Annotated in this window: 14 protein-coding genes; 9 read left to right on the plus strand and 5 right to left on the minus strand. The window is 67.5% G+C overall.

Going from position 1 to position 17,045, the window contains the following annotated elements; genetic code table 11:
- The gene (locus ACQ7HM_RS17265; protein WP_434217514.1) at positions 1-1,233 is read right to left on the minus strand and encodes an ABC transporter permease subunit; all 1,233 of its coding nucleotides are present in this window, start codon (positions 1,231-1,233) and stop codon (positions 1-3) included.
- A 334-nt stretch (positions 1,234-1,567) separates the two neighbouring features.
- Here ACQ7HM_RS17265 and polA point away from each other — a divergent pair, with 334 nt between their 5' ends.
- Positions 1,568-4,243: a DNA polymerase I gene (polA, locus tag ACQ7HM_RS17270; RefSeq protein ID WP_434217515.1), complete on the plus strand. Its 2,676-nt coding sequence runs from the start codon at positions 1,568-1,570 to the stop codon at positions 4,241-4,243.
- A 15-nt stretch (positions 4,244-4,258) separates the two neighbouring features.
- Here the strand turns inward: polA and ACQ7HM_RS17275 are convergent, their stop codons facing one another.
- Positions 4,259-4,810, minus strand: a complete 552-nt coding sequence (locus ACQ7HM_RS17275) for a 2'-5' RNA ligase family protein (RefSeq protein WP_434217446.1) — start codon at positions 4,808-4,810, stop codon at positions 4,259-4,261.
- A gap of 116 nt (positions 4,811-4,926) precedes the next feature.
- Between ACQ7HM_RS17275 and ACQ7HM_RS17280 the strand changes: the two genes are divergently transcribed.
- From ACQ7HM_RS17280 to ACQ7HM_RS17290, 3 genes are read left to right on the plus strand one after another with little or no spacing between them, the layout of a single operon-like run.
- The gene (locus tag ACQ7HM_RS17280) at positions 4,927-5,829 is read left to right on the plus strand and encodes an ABC transporter substrate-binding protein (protein WP_434217447.1); all 903 of its coding nucleotides are present in this window, start codon (positions 4,927-4,929) and stop codon (positions 5,827-5,829) included.
- A gap of 30 nt (positions 5,830-5,859) precedes the next feature.
- Complete coding sequence (locus tag ACQ7HM_RS17285) at positions 5,860-6,795, plus strand: amino acid ABC transporter permease (RefSeq protein WP_434217448.1); 936 nt, start codon at positions 5,860-5,862, stop codon at positions 6,793-6,795.
- A complete protein-coding gene (locus ACQ7HM_RS17290; protein ID WP_434217449.1) occupies positions 6,792-7,553 on the plus strand; it encodes an amino acid ABC transporter ATP-binding protein in 762 nt (253 codons plus the stop codon). The genes ACQ7HM_RS17285 and ACQ7HM_RS17290 overlap by 4 nt, the downstream gene beginning before the upstream one ends.
- Before the next feature lie 4 nt (positions 7,554-7,557).
- On the opposite strand, the gene ACQ7HM_RS17295 is transcribed toward ACQ7HM_RS17290, so the two are convergent.
- Positions 7,558-7,941, minus strand: a complete 384-nt coding sequence (locus ACQ7HM_RS17295) for a nuclear transport factor 2 family protein (RefSeq protein ID WP_434217450.1) — start codon at positions 7,939-7,941, stop codon at positions 7,558-7,560.
- 117 nt (positions 7,942-8,058) lie between these two features.
- On the opposite strand from ACQ7HM_RS17295, the gene ACQ7HM_RS17300 reads away from it, so the two are divergent.
- Complete coding sequence (locus tag ACQ7HM_RS17300; protein WP_434217451.1) at positions 8,059-8,853, plus strand: helix-turn-helix domain-containing protein; 795 nt, start codon at positions 8,059-8,061, stop codon at positions 8,851-8,853.
- A gap of 10 nt (positions 8,854-8,863) precedes the next feature.
- On the opposite strand, the gene ACQ7HM_RS17305 is transcribed toward ACQ7HM_RS17300, so the two are convergent.
- Complete coding sequence (locus tag ACQ7HM_RS17305) at positions 8,864-9,664, minus strand: class I SAM-dependent methyltransferase (protein WP_434217452.1); 801 nt, start codon at positions 9,662-9,664, stop codon at positions 8,864-8,866.
- 199 nt (positions 9,665-9,863) lie between these two features.
- Between ACQ7HM_RS17305 and rpsA the strand changes: the two genes are divergently transcribed.
- The 3 genes from rpsA to coaE all read left to right on the plus strand — a co-directional run bounded on the left by rpsA (position 9,864) and on the right by coaE (position 14,155).
- Positions 9,864-11,345, plus strand: a complete 1,482-nt coding sequence (gene rpsA / locus ACQ7HM_RS17310) for a 30S ribosomal protein S1 (RefSeq protein ID WP_045823014.1) — start codon at positions 9,864-9,866, stop codon at positions 11,343-11,345.
- 319 nt (positions 11,346-11,664) lie between these two features.
- The gene (locus ACQ7HM_RS17315; protein ID WP_434217516.1) at positions 11,665-12,906 is read left to right on the plus strand and encodes an MCE family protein; all 1,242 of its coding nucleotides are present in this window, start codon (positions 11,665-11,667) and stop codon (positions 12,904-12,906) included.
- A 49-nt stretch (positions 12,907-12,955) separates the two neighbouring features.
- Positions 12,956-14,155, plus strand: coding sequence for a dephospho-CoA kinase (gene coaE / locus ACQ7HM_RS17320; protein ID WP_434217453.1), 1,200 nt, complete (start codon positions 12,956-12,958; stop codon positions 14,153-14,155).
- Here coaE and ACQ7HM_RS17325 read toward each other — a convergent pair.
- Entirely contained in the window at positions 14,119-14,694 is a 576-nt protein-coding gene (locus ACQ7HM_RS17325) for a DUF402 domain-containing protein (RefSeq protein ID WP_434217454.1), read from the minus strand. The two genes, coaE and ACQ7HM_RS17325, sit on opposite strands and share 37 nt — an antisense overlap.
- A 69-nt stretch (positions 14,695-14,763) precedes the next feature.
- On the opposite strand from ACQ7HM_RS17325, the gene uvrB reads away from it, so the two are divergent.
- Positions 14,764-16,917: an excinuclease ABC subunit UvrB gene (gene uvrB, locus ACQ7HM_RS17330; RefSeq protein WP_434217455.1), complete on the plus strand. Its 2,154-nt coding sequence runs from the start codon at positions 14,764-14,766 to the stop codon at positions 16,915-16,917.
- The last annotated feature ends 128 nt before the right edge of the window (positions 16,918-17,045 follow it).

The raw sequence follows: 17,045 nt of genomic DNA on the forward strand, positions 1-17,045 counted from the left end.
TCAGCCGATCCGTGCGCGGGATCCGAGGATGCCCTGGGGTCGTATGGCGAGGATGACGATCAACACGACCAGACCGCCGATGTATTTGAGGTCGGGGTTGACCCAGTACGTGGAGAGCTGCACCAACAGACCGACGATCACGCATCCGAGGAGGGCGCCGTAGGCGGTGCCCAGACCGCCGAGGGTGATGCCGGCGAACATGAGCAGCAACAGCTTGAACCCCATCTCCCACTGGACACGACCCGAGAGCTCCGACAGGGCGAACAGGACACCGCCGAGGGTGGCCAGTGCGCCGGCGAGCGCCCAGACGAACAGGATGACGCGGTCGACGTCGATGCCCGACGACGCCGCCAGGTCCCGGTTGTCGGCGACCGCTCGCATCGCCTTGCCGATCCGTGTGCGCTGCAACATGGTGGCCACCGCGACGAGCACCACGAGGCTGACGATGATGCAGAACAGGTTGACCGGGGTGATGGCGAAGGCGCCCGATCCGATCTGGGTCTGGACCTGATAGTCGGCGAAGGGTTCCGATCGGTCGGAGAAGAAGATGAGGATCAGGTAGCGCGCGACCAGCGACAACCCGATCGACACGACGAGCTGCGCGACCAACCCCGATCGTCGGCGTCGCAGCAGGCGCCAGATGCCCAGTTCGTTGGCGACGCCGATGCCCGCGCCGATGACCACCGCGATGACCGTCGCCAGGATGAGGTTGAGGCCGAGCTTCACGTTGATGGCCCACGCGATGACCGCGCCGAGGGTCACGAGCTCGCCGTGCGCGAAGTTCGTCAGGCCGGTCGTCCCGAAGATCAGGCTGAGCCCGACGCCGGTGATCGCGATGATGAGGCCGAACCGCAATCCGTCGATCGCGAGTCTGGTCAGCTTCGACACCGCCGAGACCTCGGTGGAGGTCCGTTCGGCGCCGAAGGAGAAGATGACCGGCCGATCGGTGCCCGCGGTCAACACCACCGGGATCGATCGGGTCTTCTCCTGCACCGAGATGCCCTTGGGCAGCGTCGACTCGTCGATGGCGACGACATAGTTGCCCGGGGGCAGGCTGATCGACCAGGCGCCGGTGGCGCTCGACTTCGCCGTGCCCACCGTGGCACCCCCGGTGTCCTTCGCGGTGACCGTCACGTCGGCCACCCGCTCGGTGCCGTTGCGCAGGTTGCCGAAGATGCGGACGTCGCCGGGTGCGGCCGACGCCGTCGACGCCAGCGTCGACGCCAGGATCATCGACGCGAACGCCGTCACCAGGATCGTCGCGCACCATCGGATCACCGGGAATCCCCGTGGATTTCGCGGCCTCGCGGTCTCCCGCGGGACAATGCCGTGCATCGGGCCGTCCACCTCCACAGATGTTCGCCGGCGCAACGCGCCCCGGCGCGGCGTTGTTCACCGTGAGTTGGGACTCTAGTGCCCGAACCGACACCCGTCCGGGTGAAGCGCGTTCCCGGTCGACATGTCGCAGGTCGTCGCCGCGTGTCCGACCGGCTCTCTAGAGTGGTTCGGTGTGAGCCCCACCGGAACCACCGCGACCAAGGCCGGCACGACCGGGCCGCCGACCCTCATGCTGCTCGACGGTCACTCCCTGGCCTATCGGGCGTTCTTCGCCCTGCCGGCGGAGAACTTCAAGACCGCATCGGGCCAGACGACGAACGCCGTGTACGGGTTCACCTCGATGCTGATCAACCTGCTGCGCGATGAGCAGCCGTCGCACATCGCCGCCGCTTTCGACGTGTCCCGTCAGACGTTCCGTGCCGACATGTACCCCGAGTACAAGGCGCAGCGCAGCAAGTCGCCCGACGAGTTCAACGGTCAGGTCGATCTCACCAAGGACGTCCTCGCAGCGATGGGCATCCCGGTGATGGCGATCGAGGGCTTCGAGGCCGACGACATCATCGCGACCCTCACCACCCAGGCGCGCGCCCAGGACTTCCGCGTGCTCGTGGTGACCGGAGACCGGGACTCCCTGCAGCTCGTCGACGACCACACCACCGTCCTCTACCCCAAGCGCGGCGTGTCGGAACTGACCCGGTTCACCCCCGAGGAGGTCGACAAGAAGTACGGCCTCACCCCTGCGCAGTACCCGGATTACGCTGCGCTGCGCGGTGATCCGAGCGACAACCTGCCCGGCATCCCCGGGGTGGGGGAGAAGACCGCAGCCAAGTGGATCCGCGAGTACGGATCGCTCGAGGCGCTGGTGCACAACGTCGACGCGGTGAAGGGCAAGGTGGGCGACGCCCTGCGCGAGCACCTGGCCTCGGTGCTCATGAACCGGCGCCTCACCGAGCTCGTGCGCGACATGGAGCTGCCGACCGCTCCCGAGGACCTGGCCCTGCAGCCCTGGGACCGCGAACGGATCCACCAGCTGTTCGACGATCTCGAGTTCCGGGTGCTGCGCGACCGCATCTTCACCACGCTGAGTTCGGTCGAACCCGAGGCCGAGGCCGGTTTCGAGGTGCGCGGGCAGGTGCTCGCCGCCGGAACCGTGCGGGAATGGCTCGACAACCACGCCCGTACCGGTCGTACCGCCCTGTCGGTGGTGGGTCCCGCCCGGGTGTTCGGGTCCGACACCGAGGGCATCGCGTTCGCGGCCGAGGACGGGGAGGCCGCCTGGCTCGACACGGCGATCGCCGACGCCGACGACGAGGCGGCACTGGCCGAATGGTTGGCCGACCCGACGTGCGCCAAGGCGATCCACGAGGCGAAGTGGGCCATCCACGCGCTGCGTGGACGCGGATGGGCGATCGCCGGGATCACCAGCGACACCTCGCTGGCCGCCTACCTGGTGCGGCCCGGGCAGCGCTCGTTCAACCTCGACGATCTGGCCCTGCGATACCTGCGGCGGGAACTGCGGGCCGACGACGTCGCCGACGAGGGCCAGATGTCGTTGCTCGACGACGAGGGGGCCGACGACACCCGTCGCGCCGAGCAGGAGATGATCGCCGCCCAGGCGGTGCACGAGTTGGCGGCGACCCTCGACGGCGAGCTCGCCGACATCGACTCGCTCACCCTGCTCACCGAGATGGAGCTGCCGCTGCTGGTGGTGCTGGCCGACATCGAGGCCGCGGGCATCGCCGTCGACACCGGCCATCTCGGTGACCTCGAGTCGCGGTTTGCCGACCGCATCCGGTCGGCGGCCGACCAGGCGTACGAGGTGATCGGCGAACAGATCAACCTCGGCTCGCCCAAACAGTTGCAGGCCGTGCTCTTCGACAAGCTCGAGATGCCCAAGACCAAACGCACCAAGACCGGGTACACCACCGATGCCGATGCGTTGCAGACGTTGTTCGACAAGACCGAGCACCCGTTCCTCGCGCATCTGCTCGAACACCGCGACGCGACCCGCCTCAAGGTCACCGTCGACGGCTTGTTGAAGTCGGTCTCCGACGACGGTCGCATCCACACGACGTTCAACCAGACGATCGCCGCGACCGGACGGTTGTCGTCGACCGAGCCGAACCTGCAGAACATCCCGGTGCGGACCGACGCCGGTCGCGACATCCGCAAGGGTTTCGTGGTCGGTGAGGCCCCGGGGAGGCGGTTCGCATCGCTGATGACCGCCGACTACAGCCAGATCGAGATGCGCATCATGGCGCACCTCTCCGCCGACGCCGGACTCATCGAGGCGTTCAACACCGGTGAGGACCTGCACAGTTTCGTCGGGTCACGCGCGTTCGGTGTCCCGATCGACGAGGTGACCGCCGACATGCGTCGTCGGGTGAAGGCCATGTCGTACGGACTCGCCTACGGGCTCAGCGCATTCGGACTCTCGGCGCAGCTGAAGATCAGCACCACCGAGGCCAAGGAGCAGATGGAGGCCTACTTCTCCCGGTTCGGTGGCGTGCGCGACTACCTGCACGAGACGGTCGAGGAGGCGCGCCGCAACGAGTACACCTCCACGCTCTTCGGGCGTCGGCGTTACCTCCCGGACCTCAACAGCGACAACCGGCAGCGTCGCGACGTCGCCGAGCGCGCTGCGCTCAACGCGCCGATCCAGGGCACGGCCGCCGACATCATCAAGGTCGCGATGATCAACGTGCAGAATGCTTTACGCGATGCGGAGATGGATTCGCGGATGCTGCTGCAGGTACACGACGAACTCGTGTTCGAGGTCGCCGACGGCGAGCGCGACCAGCTCGAGGAGATGGTGCGCGCGAAGATGGGATCGGCGATCGAACTGTCTGTTCCGCTCGACGTCTCGGTCGGGTTCGGGACATCGTGGGACGAGGCCGCGCACTGAGTCCGGGCCCGTCGTCTACCGGTCGATCTGTCGGACGCCGATGAGTTCGACGACCTCGCGGGAGTCACTGTCCCACCGACGCATCCCGGTGACGGTTGCGGTGATCGCCGCCCCGTGACCCCCGTCGTCGGCCACCGCGATGCATCGGCCGAGGTGCTCGTCGGAGACGCGCCGGGCCACCGTGAGATGCGGTGTCCAGTGGTCCGGGGTGCAGTGGTCGAACACGACCCCGTCGACGAACGGCGCCGCGAGGTGATGCACCTCGCGGTGCAGCGCGAGCAACTCCCGACTCGCGACGACGAGCCGGGCCACCGTCGACCGGCCGCCTCGGAAGACCACGGTCGCACCGACGTCTACCGTCAGCGGGAACCGGTCGACGAGTCCGCGGGCGACGGCGTCGACGCCGGGGTCGATGCGCTCGGTGGCGAGCAGGGTGATGTGCGGTCGGTTCGAACTCGATCGGTGCGCGCCCTGGCTGGGCAGGTCCGCGGCGAGCAGTGCCGTCCACATCCGTCGGATCGTGGCGTCGGTGTCCGGATCGAGAAGGAGTTCGAGGGAATGGGCCATGGATCTGAGTCTCCGCCCTGTGGTCACTCACCACTCACCGACCGTCGGGGTCGTCTAGTGTCACGAGAGGCGACGACCCGACCACACGTCGCCATGGATCTCGAGGGGAACGACCTGTGCGACGACCACGTCTGATCACCACCATCGCCGCGACCGCCCTGGTGGCGCTCACGGCCGCCGGCTGTACCAACAGCGAGGGCGCGTCCGGGACGGCGCCGTCCGCCGGCGCCTCGAGCATCTCCGTGTCGAAGAACGACGCGCTCGCCGCGCAGCTCCCCGAGAAGATCAAGTCCTCGGGCAAGCTCGTGGTCGGCGTCAATGTTCCTTACTCGCCCAACGAGTTCAAGGATCCCAGCGGCAAGATCGTCGGCTTCGATGTCGACCTGGTGAACGCGATCGCCAAGACACTCGGTGTGACCGCGGAATACAAGGAATCCGACTTCGCCAAGATCATCCCCGCCGTGCAGCAGGGCACCTACGACATGGGCATGTCGTCGTTCACCGACTCGAAAGAGCGTGAGCAGCAGGTGGATTTCGTCACCTACTACAGCGCGGGTGTCCAGTGGGCCGCGCCCGCAGGCAAATCGGTCGATCCGAACAATGCGTGCGGTCTACGGGTGGCGGTGCAGTCCGACACCACCGAGGACACCGACGAGGTCCCGGCGAAGAGCAAGGCGTGCACCGACGCCGGCAAACCCGCCATCGACAAGGTCAAGTTCGACAGCCAGGCCGACGCGACCAACGCCGTCGTGCTGGGCAAGGTCGACGCGATGTCGGCCGACTCGCCGGTCACCGCCTACGCCATCAAGCAGTCCGGCGGGAAGCTCGCCACCGCGGGCGCGGTCTTCGACTCCGCGCCGTACGGCTACCCGGTGGCAAAGGGTTCGCCGCTCGGGCCGGTTCTCCAGAAGGCCGTGCAGGCCCTCATCGACAGCGGCGCCTACCTCGACATCACGAAGTCGTGGGGTGTGCAGGCCGGGGCGATCCCGACCGCGGTCATCAACGGCGCGATCAACTGACCGCGCCGTCGCCTCAGACCGACGATCTCGATGTCCTCCACCGAACCCGCGGCGACCACCGCCGCCGATCCGACCCCCATCAAGGCCATCCCGGTCCGTAAACCCGGCCAGATCATCGCGGCGGTCGTCGTCGTGGTCCTGGTGGTGTTGTTCATCTACGGCGCCGCCACCAACCCGGCGTACGGGTGGTCCACCTACGGCAAGTACCTGTTCGACACCCGGATCCTGTCCGGTGTCGGCTACACGCTGGCGCTCACCGTGCTCGCCATGGTGATCGGCGTCGTGCTCGGCGCGCTGCTGGCCGTGATGCGGCTGTCCCCGAACCGGGTGTTGCGGTCGGTGGGATGGGTGTACCTGTGGATCTTCCGCGGCACACCGGTCTACGTGCAGTTGGTCTTCTGGGGTCTGTTCCCGTCGATCTACAAGACGATCGATCTCGGTATCCCTTTCACCGTTCAGTTCGCGCACTTCGACATCCAGGATCTCAACGCGGCGTTCACCTTCGCGATGATCGGCCTCGCGCTCAACGAGTCGGCGTACATGGCGGAGATCGTGCGCGCAGGCATCCTCTCGGTGGGTGAGGGGCAGACCGAGGCGTCGAAGGCGCTGGGCATGAGTTGGGGCCAGACCATGTGGCGCACCGTGTTGCCGCAGGCCATGCGGGTCATCATCCCCCCGACCGGGAACGAGGTGATCAGCATGCTCAAGACGACGACGCTGGTCACGGCCGTCCCCTACAGCGCCGAGCTCTACGGCCGAGCCAACGACATCGCCGGCGTCAACTTCCAGCCCATCCCGCTGCTGTTGGTCGCCTCCACCTGGTACCTGGCGGTGACCAGTGTCCTGATGGTCGGCCAGTTCTACATCGAGCGGTACTACTCGCGAGGTTCGACTCGCACACTCACCGGACGACAACTCCAGGCGCTCGCCAAGGCGGCGTCACATCACGAGGGTGGCCCCGCATGACCCCGATGGTGCGTGCCGAACAGGTGCACAAGAACTTCGGTGCCCTCGAGGTCCTCAAGGGGATCTCCCTCGACGTGGACCCCGGTGAGGTCATGTGCATCGTCGGCCCCTCGGGATCGGGTAAGTCGACGTTCCTGCGCTGCGTGAACCACCTGGAGTCGGTGAACGCCGGTCGCCTTTATGTCGACGGTGAGCTGATCGGTTACCGCGAGGCCAACGGGAAACTGTACGAACTCAGTCCGAAGCAGGCCGCGCATCAGCGCCGTGACATCGGGATGGTGTTCCAGCACTTCAACCTCTTCGGACACCGCACCGCGCTGAACAACATCATCGAGGCGCCGATCCGGGTGAAGGGCGTGTCGAAGAAGGCGGCCGTCGCGCGGGCCGAGGATCTGCTCGGCCAGGTCGGCCTGTCGGACAAGGCGCATGCCTACCCGGCCCAGCTGTCGGGTGGGCAGCAGCAGCGGCTCGCGATCGCCCGTGCCCTCGCGATGGACCCCAAGCTCATGCTCTTCGACGAGCCGACCTCGGCTCTCGACCCGGAACTCGTCGGCGAGGTGCTCACCGTGATGCGCACGCTCGCCAAGGAGGGGATGACGATGATCGTCGTCACCCACGAGATGGGATTCGCCCGCGAGGTCGCCGACAAGCTCGTCTTCATGGACGGCGGTCGGATCGTCGAGAGCGGCGTGCCCAGTGAGGTGTTGTCGAACCCGAAACAGGAACGCACGCAGGCGTTCCTGTCCCGAATTCTCTGACCGCTCAGGCGGGCATCGAATCGATGAACCCGCTCACGCGGGTGATCCGACCGGTGCTGTCGACCTCCACGACGTCGAATCCGACGGCGATGGGCTCGGCGTCGGGGCCGGTCACGAGTTCCCACGTGAACCTGGCGAGATCGTGGTGGGCGTCGAACACCCGTCCCCGTCGGAACGTGAGACCCGCGAACTGCCGCTGGGCGCCGTCGACCAGTTCATCGAACTCCCCTCGGCCCGAGGCGGTGGCCAGCGGGTCGACATAACGTCCGTCGCCCGCGAACAGTGTGTCGATCTTCCCTCGACGGCCGGCGGGGTCGGTGTCGTTCCAGATGGCGAGGTAACGGTCGACGAGGTCGTCGAGGTCGATGGTGTCGGTCTGGTGGTTCATGGTGGTGTCCTTCCACATCGGGCGATCGGGCTCCGTCAGTGTCGGCTCGCCGCTGTGCCACAGTCGATTACCCGTGAGGTAATGGTCGTGATGATGTCCTTCGCCTAGGGTCGGCCCATGGTGGTCCACAGCCCGTCTCGCGGCTCCGCAGACGCGCCGGTCGGTGAGTTGCTGCGGGGGTGGCGGAACACGCGCCGATGCAGCCAGCTGGACCTCGCCGTCGAGGCGGGGATATCCAGTAGGCACGTCAGTTTCATCGAGACCGGTCGATCCCGTCCGACCGCTGCGATGATCCTACGGATCGCCGAGTACCTCGATGTGCCTCTGCGCGAACGCAATCGACTGCTGCTCGCGGGCGGGTACGCACCCGCCTACGGCGAATACGGTCTCGACGCCCCGGAACTGGCGACCTTCCGTGACGCACTTCGCGGCGTGCTCATCGCACACATGCCGTTCCCCGCGCTGATCCTCGACCGCCATTTCGACGTCGTCGAGGCCAACGACGCCGTCGCGACCGTGGTGGAGGGGTGCTCGGTCGAACTGCTGACCCCTCCTGTCAACGTCATCCGACTCGGACTGCACCCCGACGGTCTCGCACCACGGATCACCGACCTGGCCCCGTGGCGTGACCATCTGCTCACCCAACTGACCCGGCGGGCGAGCCGCACAGGTGACCCCCGCCTCGCCGAACTCCTCGGCGAGGTCCGTGGCTATCCGTCGCCGGCAGGGCACGCCGAGAATCCCGCGGGCGTGGCGGTGGAACTGCGCCTCGGGCATCGGCTCGGTGAGCTGGCGTTCCTGTCCATGGCCGCCTCGGTGCAGACCGCTCTCGACGTGACCGTGGACGAGCTGACCCTGGAGTTGTTCCATCCGGCCGACGCCGCCACGCGCGTCCTGATGGCCTCGGCGTGACCTCCCGAGGTCACTCGGGGCGGGTGCAGCAGAAGATCGCGGTACCGGGGAAGTACTGACCGCGCAGCGGGCTCCACTGTCCCCACTCCTGATCGAGCCATTCCGGCCACTCCGGCTCCACGATGTCGTCGAGCACGAGTCCGGCCGTGCGGATCTCCCGGACCCGGTCACCGATCGTCCGATGGTGCTCGACGTAGGTCACCGTGCCGTCGTCGTCGGCCTCCACATACGGCGACCGGTCGAAGTAGGGGATGGCCACGGTGAGGCCGACCGGTCCGGGATCGTCGGGGAAGATCCAGCGCACCGGGTGGTTGACCGCGAAGACCCATCGACCACCGGGACGCAGGACCCGCGCCACCTCGGCCATCACGCGTGCCGAGTCCGCCACGAAGGGCACCGCCCCGAACGCCGAGCAGGCGATGTCGAAGGACGCGTCGGCGAAGGGGAGGTTCTCGGCACCGGCCTGCACCAGCGCCGGCGCGGCTCCCGGGGAGGCGGCGCCGCTGCGCAGCATCGCCGCCGAGACGTCGAGACCGACCACCCGGGCCCCGCGTCCGACGAGCCATCGGGCGCACGGTGCCGAACCGCAGCCGACCTCGAGGATGTCGCGTCCGGCGACGTCACCGAGCAGACCCGCATCCCCCTCGTGCAGGCCTTCGGGGCACCACACGAACTCGCCGTCGGGGGAGTCGGCGCCCAGGAAGCGGCCGTGCTCTGCGTGATAGCTCGCGGCGTCGGAATCCCACCAGCGACGGTTGGCATCCTCACTGGCCGCCGAATCGGGACGGAGGCGGATCGTCGGTCTACTCACCTGTGCTCCCGGGCAATTCGCCGAGCTGGGGCCTGCGGAGGGCGCATCGAGGGGCGGTCGAGGCCATTTGCCCAGGACACAGCGCCTGGCGTAGCCTGAGTCACGCGCGTGCCCACGCCCGCGTGGGAAGTCATGTCCTCATCGGACCACAACCCGCACGATCACCCCTACTACGACACTGTCCGGAGCAACCCAACATATGCCGTCCACCATCATCTCGCCGCAAGTTGCCATCAACGACATTGGCACTGCCGAGGATTTCCTCGCCGCAATCGACGCCACGATCAAGTACTTCAACGATGGCGACATCGTCGAGGGAACCATCGTCAAGGTCGACCGCGACGAGGTCCTGCTAGACATCGGGTACAAGACCGAGGGCGTCATCCCCTCGCGTGAGCTGTCCATCAAGCACGACGTCGACCCCAACGAGGTCGTCAACGTCGGCGATGCGGTCGAAGCCCTCGTCCTCACCAAGGAGGACAAGGAAGGCCGGCTGATCCTCTCCAAGAAGCGCGCGCAGTACGAGCGTGCCTGGGGAACGATCGAGGAGCTCAAGGAGAAGGACGAGGCCGTCAAGGGCACCGTCATCGAGGTCGTCAAGGGTGGACTCATCCTCGACATCGGTCTGCGTGGCTTCCTCCCGGCGTCGCTGGTGGAGATGCGTCGCGTGCGCGATCTGCAGCCGTACATCGGCAAGGAGATCGAGGCCAAGATCATCGAGCTCGACAAGAACCGCAACAACGTGGTCCTGTCGCGCCGTGCATGGCTCGAGCAGACCCAGTCCGAGGTCCGCAGCGAGTTCCTGCACCAGCTGGCCAAGGGCCAGGTCCGCAAGGGTGTCGTGTCGTCGATCGTCAACTTCGGTGCGTTCGTCGATCTCGGCGGCGTCGACGGTCTGGTGCACGTCTCCGAGCTGTCGTGGAAGCACATCGACCACCCGTCCGAGGTCGTCGCCGTCGGTGACGAGGTCACCGTCGAGGTTCTCGACGTCGATCTCGACCGCGAGCGTGTGTCGTTGTCGCTCAAGGCGACCCAGGAAGATCCGTGGCGTCAGTTCGCCCGCACCCACGCGATCGGTCAGATCGTGCCCGGCAAGGTCACCAAGCTGGTGCCGTTCGGTGCGTTCGTCCGCGTGGAAGAGGGCATCGAGGGCCTCGTGCACATCTCGGAGCTGGCCGAGCGTCACGTCGAGGTGCCCGATCAGGTCGTCGCGGTCAACGACGACGCGATGGTCAAGGTCATCGACATCGACCTCGAGCGTCGCCGCATCTCGCTGAGCCTCAAGCAGGCCAACGAGGACTACACCGAGGAGTTCGACCCCTCGAAGTACGGCATGGCCGACAGCTACGACGAGCAGGGGAACTACATCTTCCCCGAGGGCTTCGACCCCGACACCAACGAGTGGCTCGAGGGCTTCGAGAAGCAGCGTGAGGCCTGGGAGCAGCGGTACGCCGAGGCCGAGCGTCGTCACAAGATGCACACCGCCCAGATCGAGAAGTTCGCCAAGGCAGCGGAAGAGGCGGCCAACGCCCCGACCGACTACTCGTCGGAGTCGGCCTCGGCCGGCCCGTCCGAGGGTGGCTCCTCCTCGACCGGTGCGGCCGCACCGGCGCGGGGTGGTTCGCTCGCCAGCGACGAGCAGCTCGCAGCACTGCGCGAGAAGCTGTCCGGCAACGCCTGACGGTTTCCGCACGCAATTCCGGCCGTGGGCCCTTCCTCGTCACGAGGAGGGGCCCACGGTCGTCTCGGCGGTCGGATCGGTCTGCTGTGCGCAACATCGATCGCCGCTGGTTCGACGATATGTCGCATTCCGGTGACTCACACCACACGCCCGTCTCGAGGTGTCGAACGCGACTCACCCGGCACCTCGAACCGTGCCATCGAGCGTTGAAAACGTCAGATCCGGTGTGACAGTGTTCTCCCCGGCGCACGCGTGACGTGGTGACACCACCACCCTCGGCAGGCGACCGTCGAGAGGATGAGGTGGCGACGCTGTGAACATGGTGAGCCGGTTCCAGGTACGGCAGATCATCGTCCTGGTGGTCGTGGCAACGCTTTTCGGTGTCGTCCTCGCGGTGAAGTACGCCCGCATCGACAACCTGGTCGGTGTCGGGATCTACACGGTGCACGCGGATTTCACCGACTCCGGCGGAATCTTCACCAACGCCGAGGTGACCTATCAAGGGGTGCCGGTCGGGCGTGTGGGCGCTTTGCAGCTGCGGCCCGACGGTGTGCGCGTCGCCCTGAATCTCGACTCCGGTGGTCCGAAGGTGCCGGCGACGGCGCAGGCGGTGGTGGCCAACCGATCGGCGATCGGTGAGCAGTACGTCGATCTGCGACCGTCGAGTGTCGGCGGCCCGTACCTGAAGGACGGGTCGGTCATCTCGGACACGACGATCCCGACGCCGGTGCAGGACGTGATCTCCTCGGCGGTCGACTTCACCGAGTCGGTGCCGCTGGGTGATCTGAACACCGTCATCACCGAGCTGGGCAAGGCGTTCAACGGCAACGGCGAGAACCTCCGGGTGCTGGTCGACTCGTTGGCGAACCTGTCGAAGTCGGGCAACGACAATCTCCCCGCGACGATCTCGCTGATCCGCAACGGCAACACCGTGTTGTCGACGCAGGCCGATCAGTCCGACGCGATCCTCGACTGGTCCAAGAACCTCGGACTGGTGACCGCACAGCTCGCGACGAGTGACCCCGATCTGCGGCGCCTGTTGACGACGGGTCAGACCAGCGCCACCCAGATCGCAGCACTGATCGAGCGCAGCGGTGGCGACCTGACATCGGTGCTGCGCAACCTCGCGACCGACGTCCGCAACATCCGGGGGACCTTCCCGCTCGTGGGGCCGGCGGTCAACATGCTCTCGGCCCTCTCGAGCGGCAGCTACTCGACGGCCCCGGGTGACGGGACCATCCGATTCGGTGCCGTCTTGGAGACCAACAACCCACCCGACTGCACCGTGGGATACGAGGGGACGCAGGCGATCATCGCCGAGGAGAAGCGCAAGAACCCGGACTTCGACATCGACTACGACGACTTCGCGTTCAACCGTGACGCACGATGCGCTGTGGCGCAGGGGAATCCGACCGATGTTCGCGGCGGCCAGAACGCGCGGTTCGCCGACCCCGGGATCGCCCAGCCCTGGGACCGCACCCCCAAGAAGGACCCGGACAGGCTCGACCTGAACCCGCTCGCGACGCAGCTGTCGTACCTGCTCGGCGTCACGCCCCGGTAGCCCACCGCGATCGGCATGGCGGTGCGCCGGTTCTGACAGACTGGGCGCCGTGATCAGAGTGGGCCTCACCGGTGGTATCGGCGCCGGCAAATCGACCGTCGCACGTACCTTCACCGACCGCGGCGCCTACCTCATCGACGCCGACGTCATCGCCCGTGAGGTGGTCGCGAAGGGCAGTGACGGCCTCGCCGCGCTGGTCGAGGCGTTCGGCGACGACATCCTCACCGGGGACGGTGACCTCGACCGGCCGGCGCTCGCGGCGAAGGCCTTCGTCGACGAGGAACAGCGCACGCGCCTCAACGCCATCGTGCATCCGCTCGTGGGCGCGCGGACCTGGGAGATGCTGCAGGCCGCACCCGCCGACGCCGTCGTGGTGCAGGACGTGCCACTGCTCGTCGAGGGATCGATGGCGCCGTTCTTCCACCTCGTCGTCATCGTCCATGCCGACGAGGAGTTGCGGGTGCACCGGCTCACGGAGTTGCGGGGGATGGACGCCGACGACGCCCGCGCCCGCATCCGTTCCCAGGCCTCGGTCGACCAGCGCCGCGAGGTGGCCGACGTCTGGCTCGACAACAGCGGCACCGCCGAGGCATTGGCCGACGCGGCGGCACGCCTCTGGGACGAGCGGTTGGTGCCCTACGAGGCCAACGTCCGGTCGGGGACACGCGCTGCGGCCGGACCCGCCACGCTGGTCGCGGCCGACCCGACCTGGGCCCGACAGGGGCGCAGACTCGTCCACCGTCTGCAGGCGATCTGCGGCGACAAGGCCGTGCAGGTCGAGCACATCGGCTCGACGGCGGTGCCCGGTCTCGACGCGAAGGACGTCATCGATCTGCAGGTGACCGTCGCGGACGTCGACACCATCGCGGCGCTCGGAGTGCCGCTCGCCGAGGGCGGTTTCCCCCGCGTCGAGGGGATCGACGGCGACCGGCCCAAGCCCGCTGTGGGCAGCGGGGACGCGCCTGCCGCCGACGGACCGCAGTCCTGGGTGAAGGCCCTGCACGCCGCCGCCGACCCCGGCCGTCCCGCGAACGTCCACGTGCGCGTGGACGGCTCCCCGAACGCGCGGTTCGCCGCCGCGTTCCGCGATCGTCTCATCGCCGATCCGGGACTGCAGGCGGAGTACCTCTCGGTCAAGCGGTCCGCCGCCACGACCGCAGACGGCGTGGCGAGCACCTACGTAGAGGCCAAGGAACCGTGGTTCGACGAGGTCTACCCGCGCGTGATGACGGGCGACGCCCCCGACTGACCGGCCGGGCCGTCGGGCCAGCTCAGCGGAGCGCCGCTCTCGACGAACCATCGGTCCACGTCATGGTCTCGTTCGGCGGCGCCCACCAGCGCGGCCGTCGCGATCTCGAACGCCCGAACCGTGTCGCCCGCGGACAGCAGGCCGGCGGCGTGGGCCTCCACGAGCTCGTCGACGTCGATGAGCTCGAGTGGTGTCCCGGGGACGTCCACGAGGTCGAGGTACCAGTCCTCGGCGTGCCATCGGCCGGCGGCGTCGGGGCCGGTGAAGCGACCCACGTCGAGGTAGAGGCGTTGCCCGGCCCGGTGGCCCTCCACGAACCAGAAGATGCTGGCCCGCAGTCCCAGGGCGGGAAGCAACCACGACTCCAGGTGGTCGAACCGGGGGTGGTCGGCGGTGCGTGACATGTACAGACCGAACGGCGTCTCGGTGTACGTCCGCACCGGACGGACGACGCCCTTGTTGTCGGTGTTGGTCATGGCAGGGACGTCGAACACCTCGCGTTTGGGTGGGTGCACCCCCACCGACCCCGAGCCGTCCATGGGACCGGAGGGTATCGGAGCCCGGGACGATCGGCGCGGTTGTCGGACCCCACGCCTACTCTGGAGTACATGGCTTTCGCGGCAGAACACCCCATCGTCGCCCATTCCGAGCATCGACCCGTCGGCGACATCGAACGGTCCGAGGCCGCCTTCGAGGTGGTCAGCGAACACTCACCCGCCGGTGACCAGCCCGCGGCCATCGAGGCGCTCGAACAGCGCATCGCCGCGGGGGAGAAGGACATCGTCCTGCTCGGTGCGACGGGCACCGGCAAGTCGGCGACGACGGCATGGCTCATCGAGAAGGTGCAGCGGCCCACCCTGGTGATGGCGCCGAACAAGACACTCGCCGCGCAGCTGGCCAACGAGCTGCGGGACATGTTGCCCAACAACGCTGTCGAGTACTTCGTCTCCTACTACGACTACTACCAACCCGAGGCGTACATCGCCCAGACCGACACCTACATCGAGAAGGACTCGTCGATCAACGACGACGTCGAGCGGTTGCGACACTCGGCGACCTCGAGTCTGCTGTCGCGCCGCGACGTCGTCGTGGTGGCCTCGGTCTCGTGCATCTACGGTCTGGGCACCCCGCAGTCGTACATGGACCGCTCGATCCACCTCGACGTCGGCCAGGAGGTCGACCGCGACGCCCTGCTGCGCCTGCTCGTCGACGTGCAGTACAGCCGCAACGACATGAGCTTCACCCGCGGCAGCTTCCGCGTCCGCGGCGACACGGTCGAGATCATCCCGTCCTACGAGGAGCTCGCCGTCCGGATCGAGTTCTTCGGTGACGAGGTGGAGGCGCTGTACTACCTGCACCCGCTCACCGGCGACGTGGTCCGCCAGGTCGACACACTGCGCATCTTCCCGGCCACGCACTACGTCGCGGGACCCGAGCGCATGGAGCGGGCCATGGCGAGCATCGAGGCCGAACTCGAGGACCGGCTCGCCGATCTCGAGGGCAAGGGCAAGCTGCTCGAGGCGCAGCGACTGCGCATGCGCACCACCTACGACCTCGAGATGATGCGTCAGGTCGGTTTCTGCTCGGGCATCGAGAACTACTCGCGGCACATCGACGGTCGTGGCCCCGGTACCGCGCCGGCCACGCTCATCGACTACTTCCCCGACGACTTCCTGCTGGTCATCGACGAGTCGCACGTCACCGTGCCGCAGATCGGCGGCATGTACGAGGGCGACATGTCGCGCAAGCGCAACCTGGTCGACTTCGGGTTCCGGCTGCCGTCGGCGGTCGACAATCGCCCGTTGACGTGGGACGAATTCGTCGACCGCATCGGTCAGACGGTGTACCTGTCGGCCACCCCCGGCCCGTACGAGCTGGGCCAGTCCAACGGCGAGTTCGTCGAACAGGTCATCCGGCCGACCGGTCTCGTCGATCCACAGGTGGTGGTCAAGCCCACGAAGGGCCAGATCGACGACCTGGTGCACGAGATCAACCTGCGTACCGAACGCGACGAGCGCGTCCTGGTGACCACGCTGACCAAGAAGATGGCCGAGGACCTCACCGACTACCTGCTGGAGATGGGTATCCGCGTGCGATACCTGCACTCCGAGGTCGACACGCTGCGCCGGGTCGAGTTGCTGCGCCAACTCCGCGGCGGCGACTACGACGTCCTCGTCGGCATCAACCTGCTCCGTGAGGGCCTCGACCTCCCGGAGGTGTCGCTCGTCGCGATCCTCGACGCCGACAAGGAGGGCTTCCTCCGCAGCACCACCAGCCTCATCCAGACGATCGGTCGTGCGGCCCGCAACGTGTCCGGCGAGGTCCACATGTACGCCGACAAGATCACCGACTCGATGCGCAACGCGATCGACGAGACCGACCGGCGCCGAGAGAAGCAGGTCGCCTACAACAAGGCCGCCGGCGTCGATCCGCAGCCGCTACGCAAGAAGATCGCCGACATCCTCGACCAGGTCTACAAGGAGGCCGAGGACGCCGTGGAGATCGGCGGTTCCGGCCGTAACGCCAGCCGCGGTCGGCGCGCGCAGGGCGAGGTCAGCAAGTCGATCAGCGCAGGCGTCATCGAGAAGCGCGACGTGTCGGCCATGCCACGCGCCGAACTCGCCGACCTCATCGCCTCGCTCACCGCGCAGATGATGAACGCCGCCCGCGATCTGCAGTTCGAGCTCGCCGGTCGGCTCCGCGACGAGATCTCCGACCTCAAGAAGGAACTGCGCGGGATGGACGCGGCCGGCATCCGCTGACCGGTGCGGGCGGTGGCCGGATCGGCCCGGTCCGTGCCGGTCACGGGTGATGGCGACAACGCTCGGCGACACGATGTGGGGATACACACGAATGCCCGACAAGGGGTCTGTCGTGCAACTATTGTCCG

It is taken from the genome of Williamsia sp. MIQD14 (genome assembly GCF_051025635.1).
Taxonomy (GTDB): Bacteria; Actinomycetota; Actinomycetes; order Mycobacteriales; family Mycobacteriaceae; genus Williamsia_A.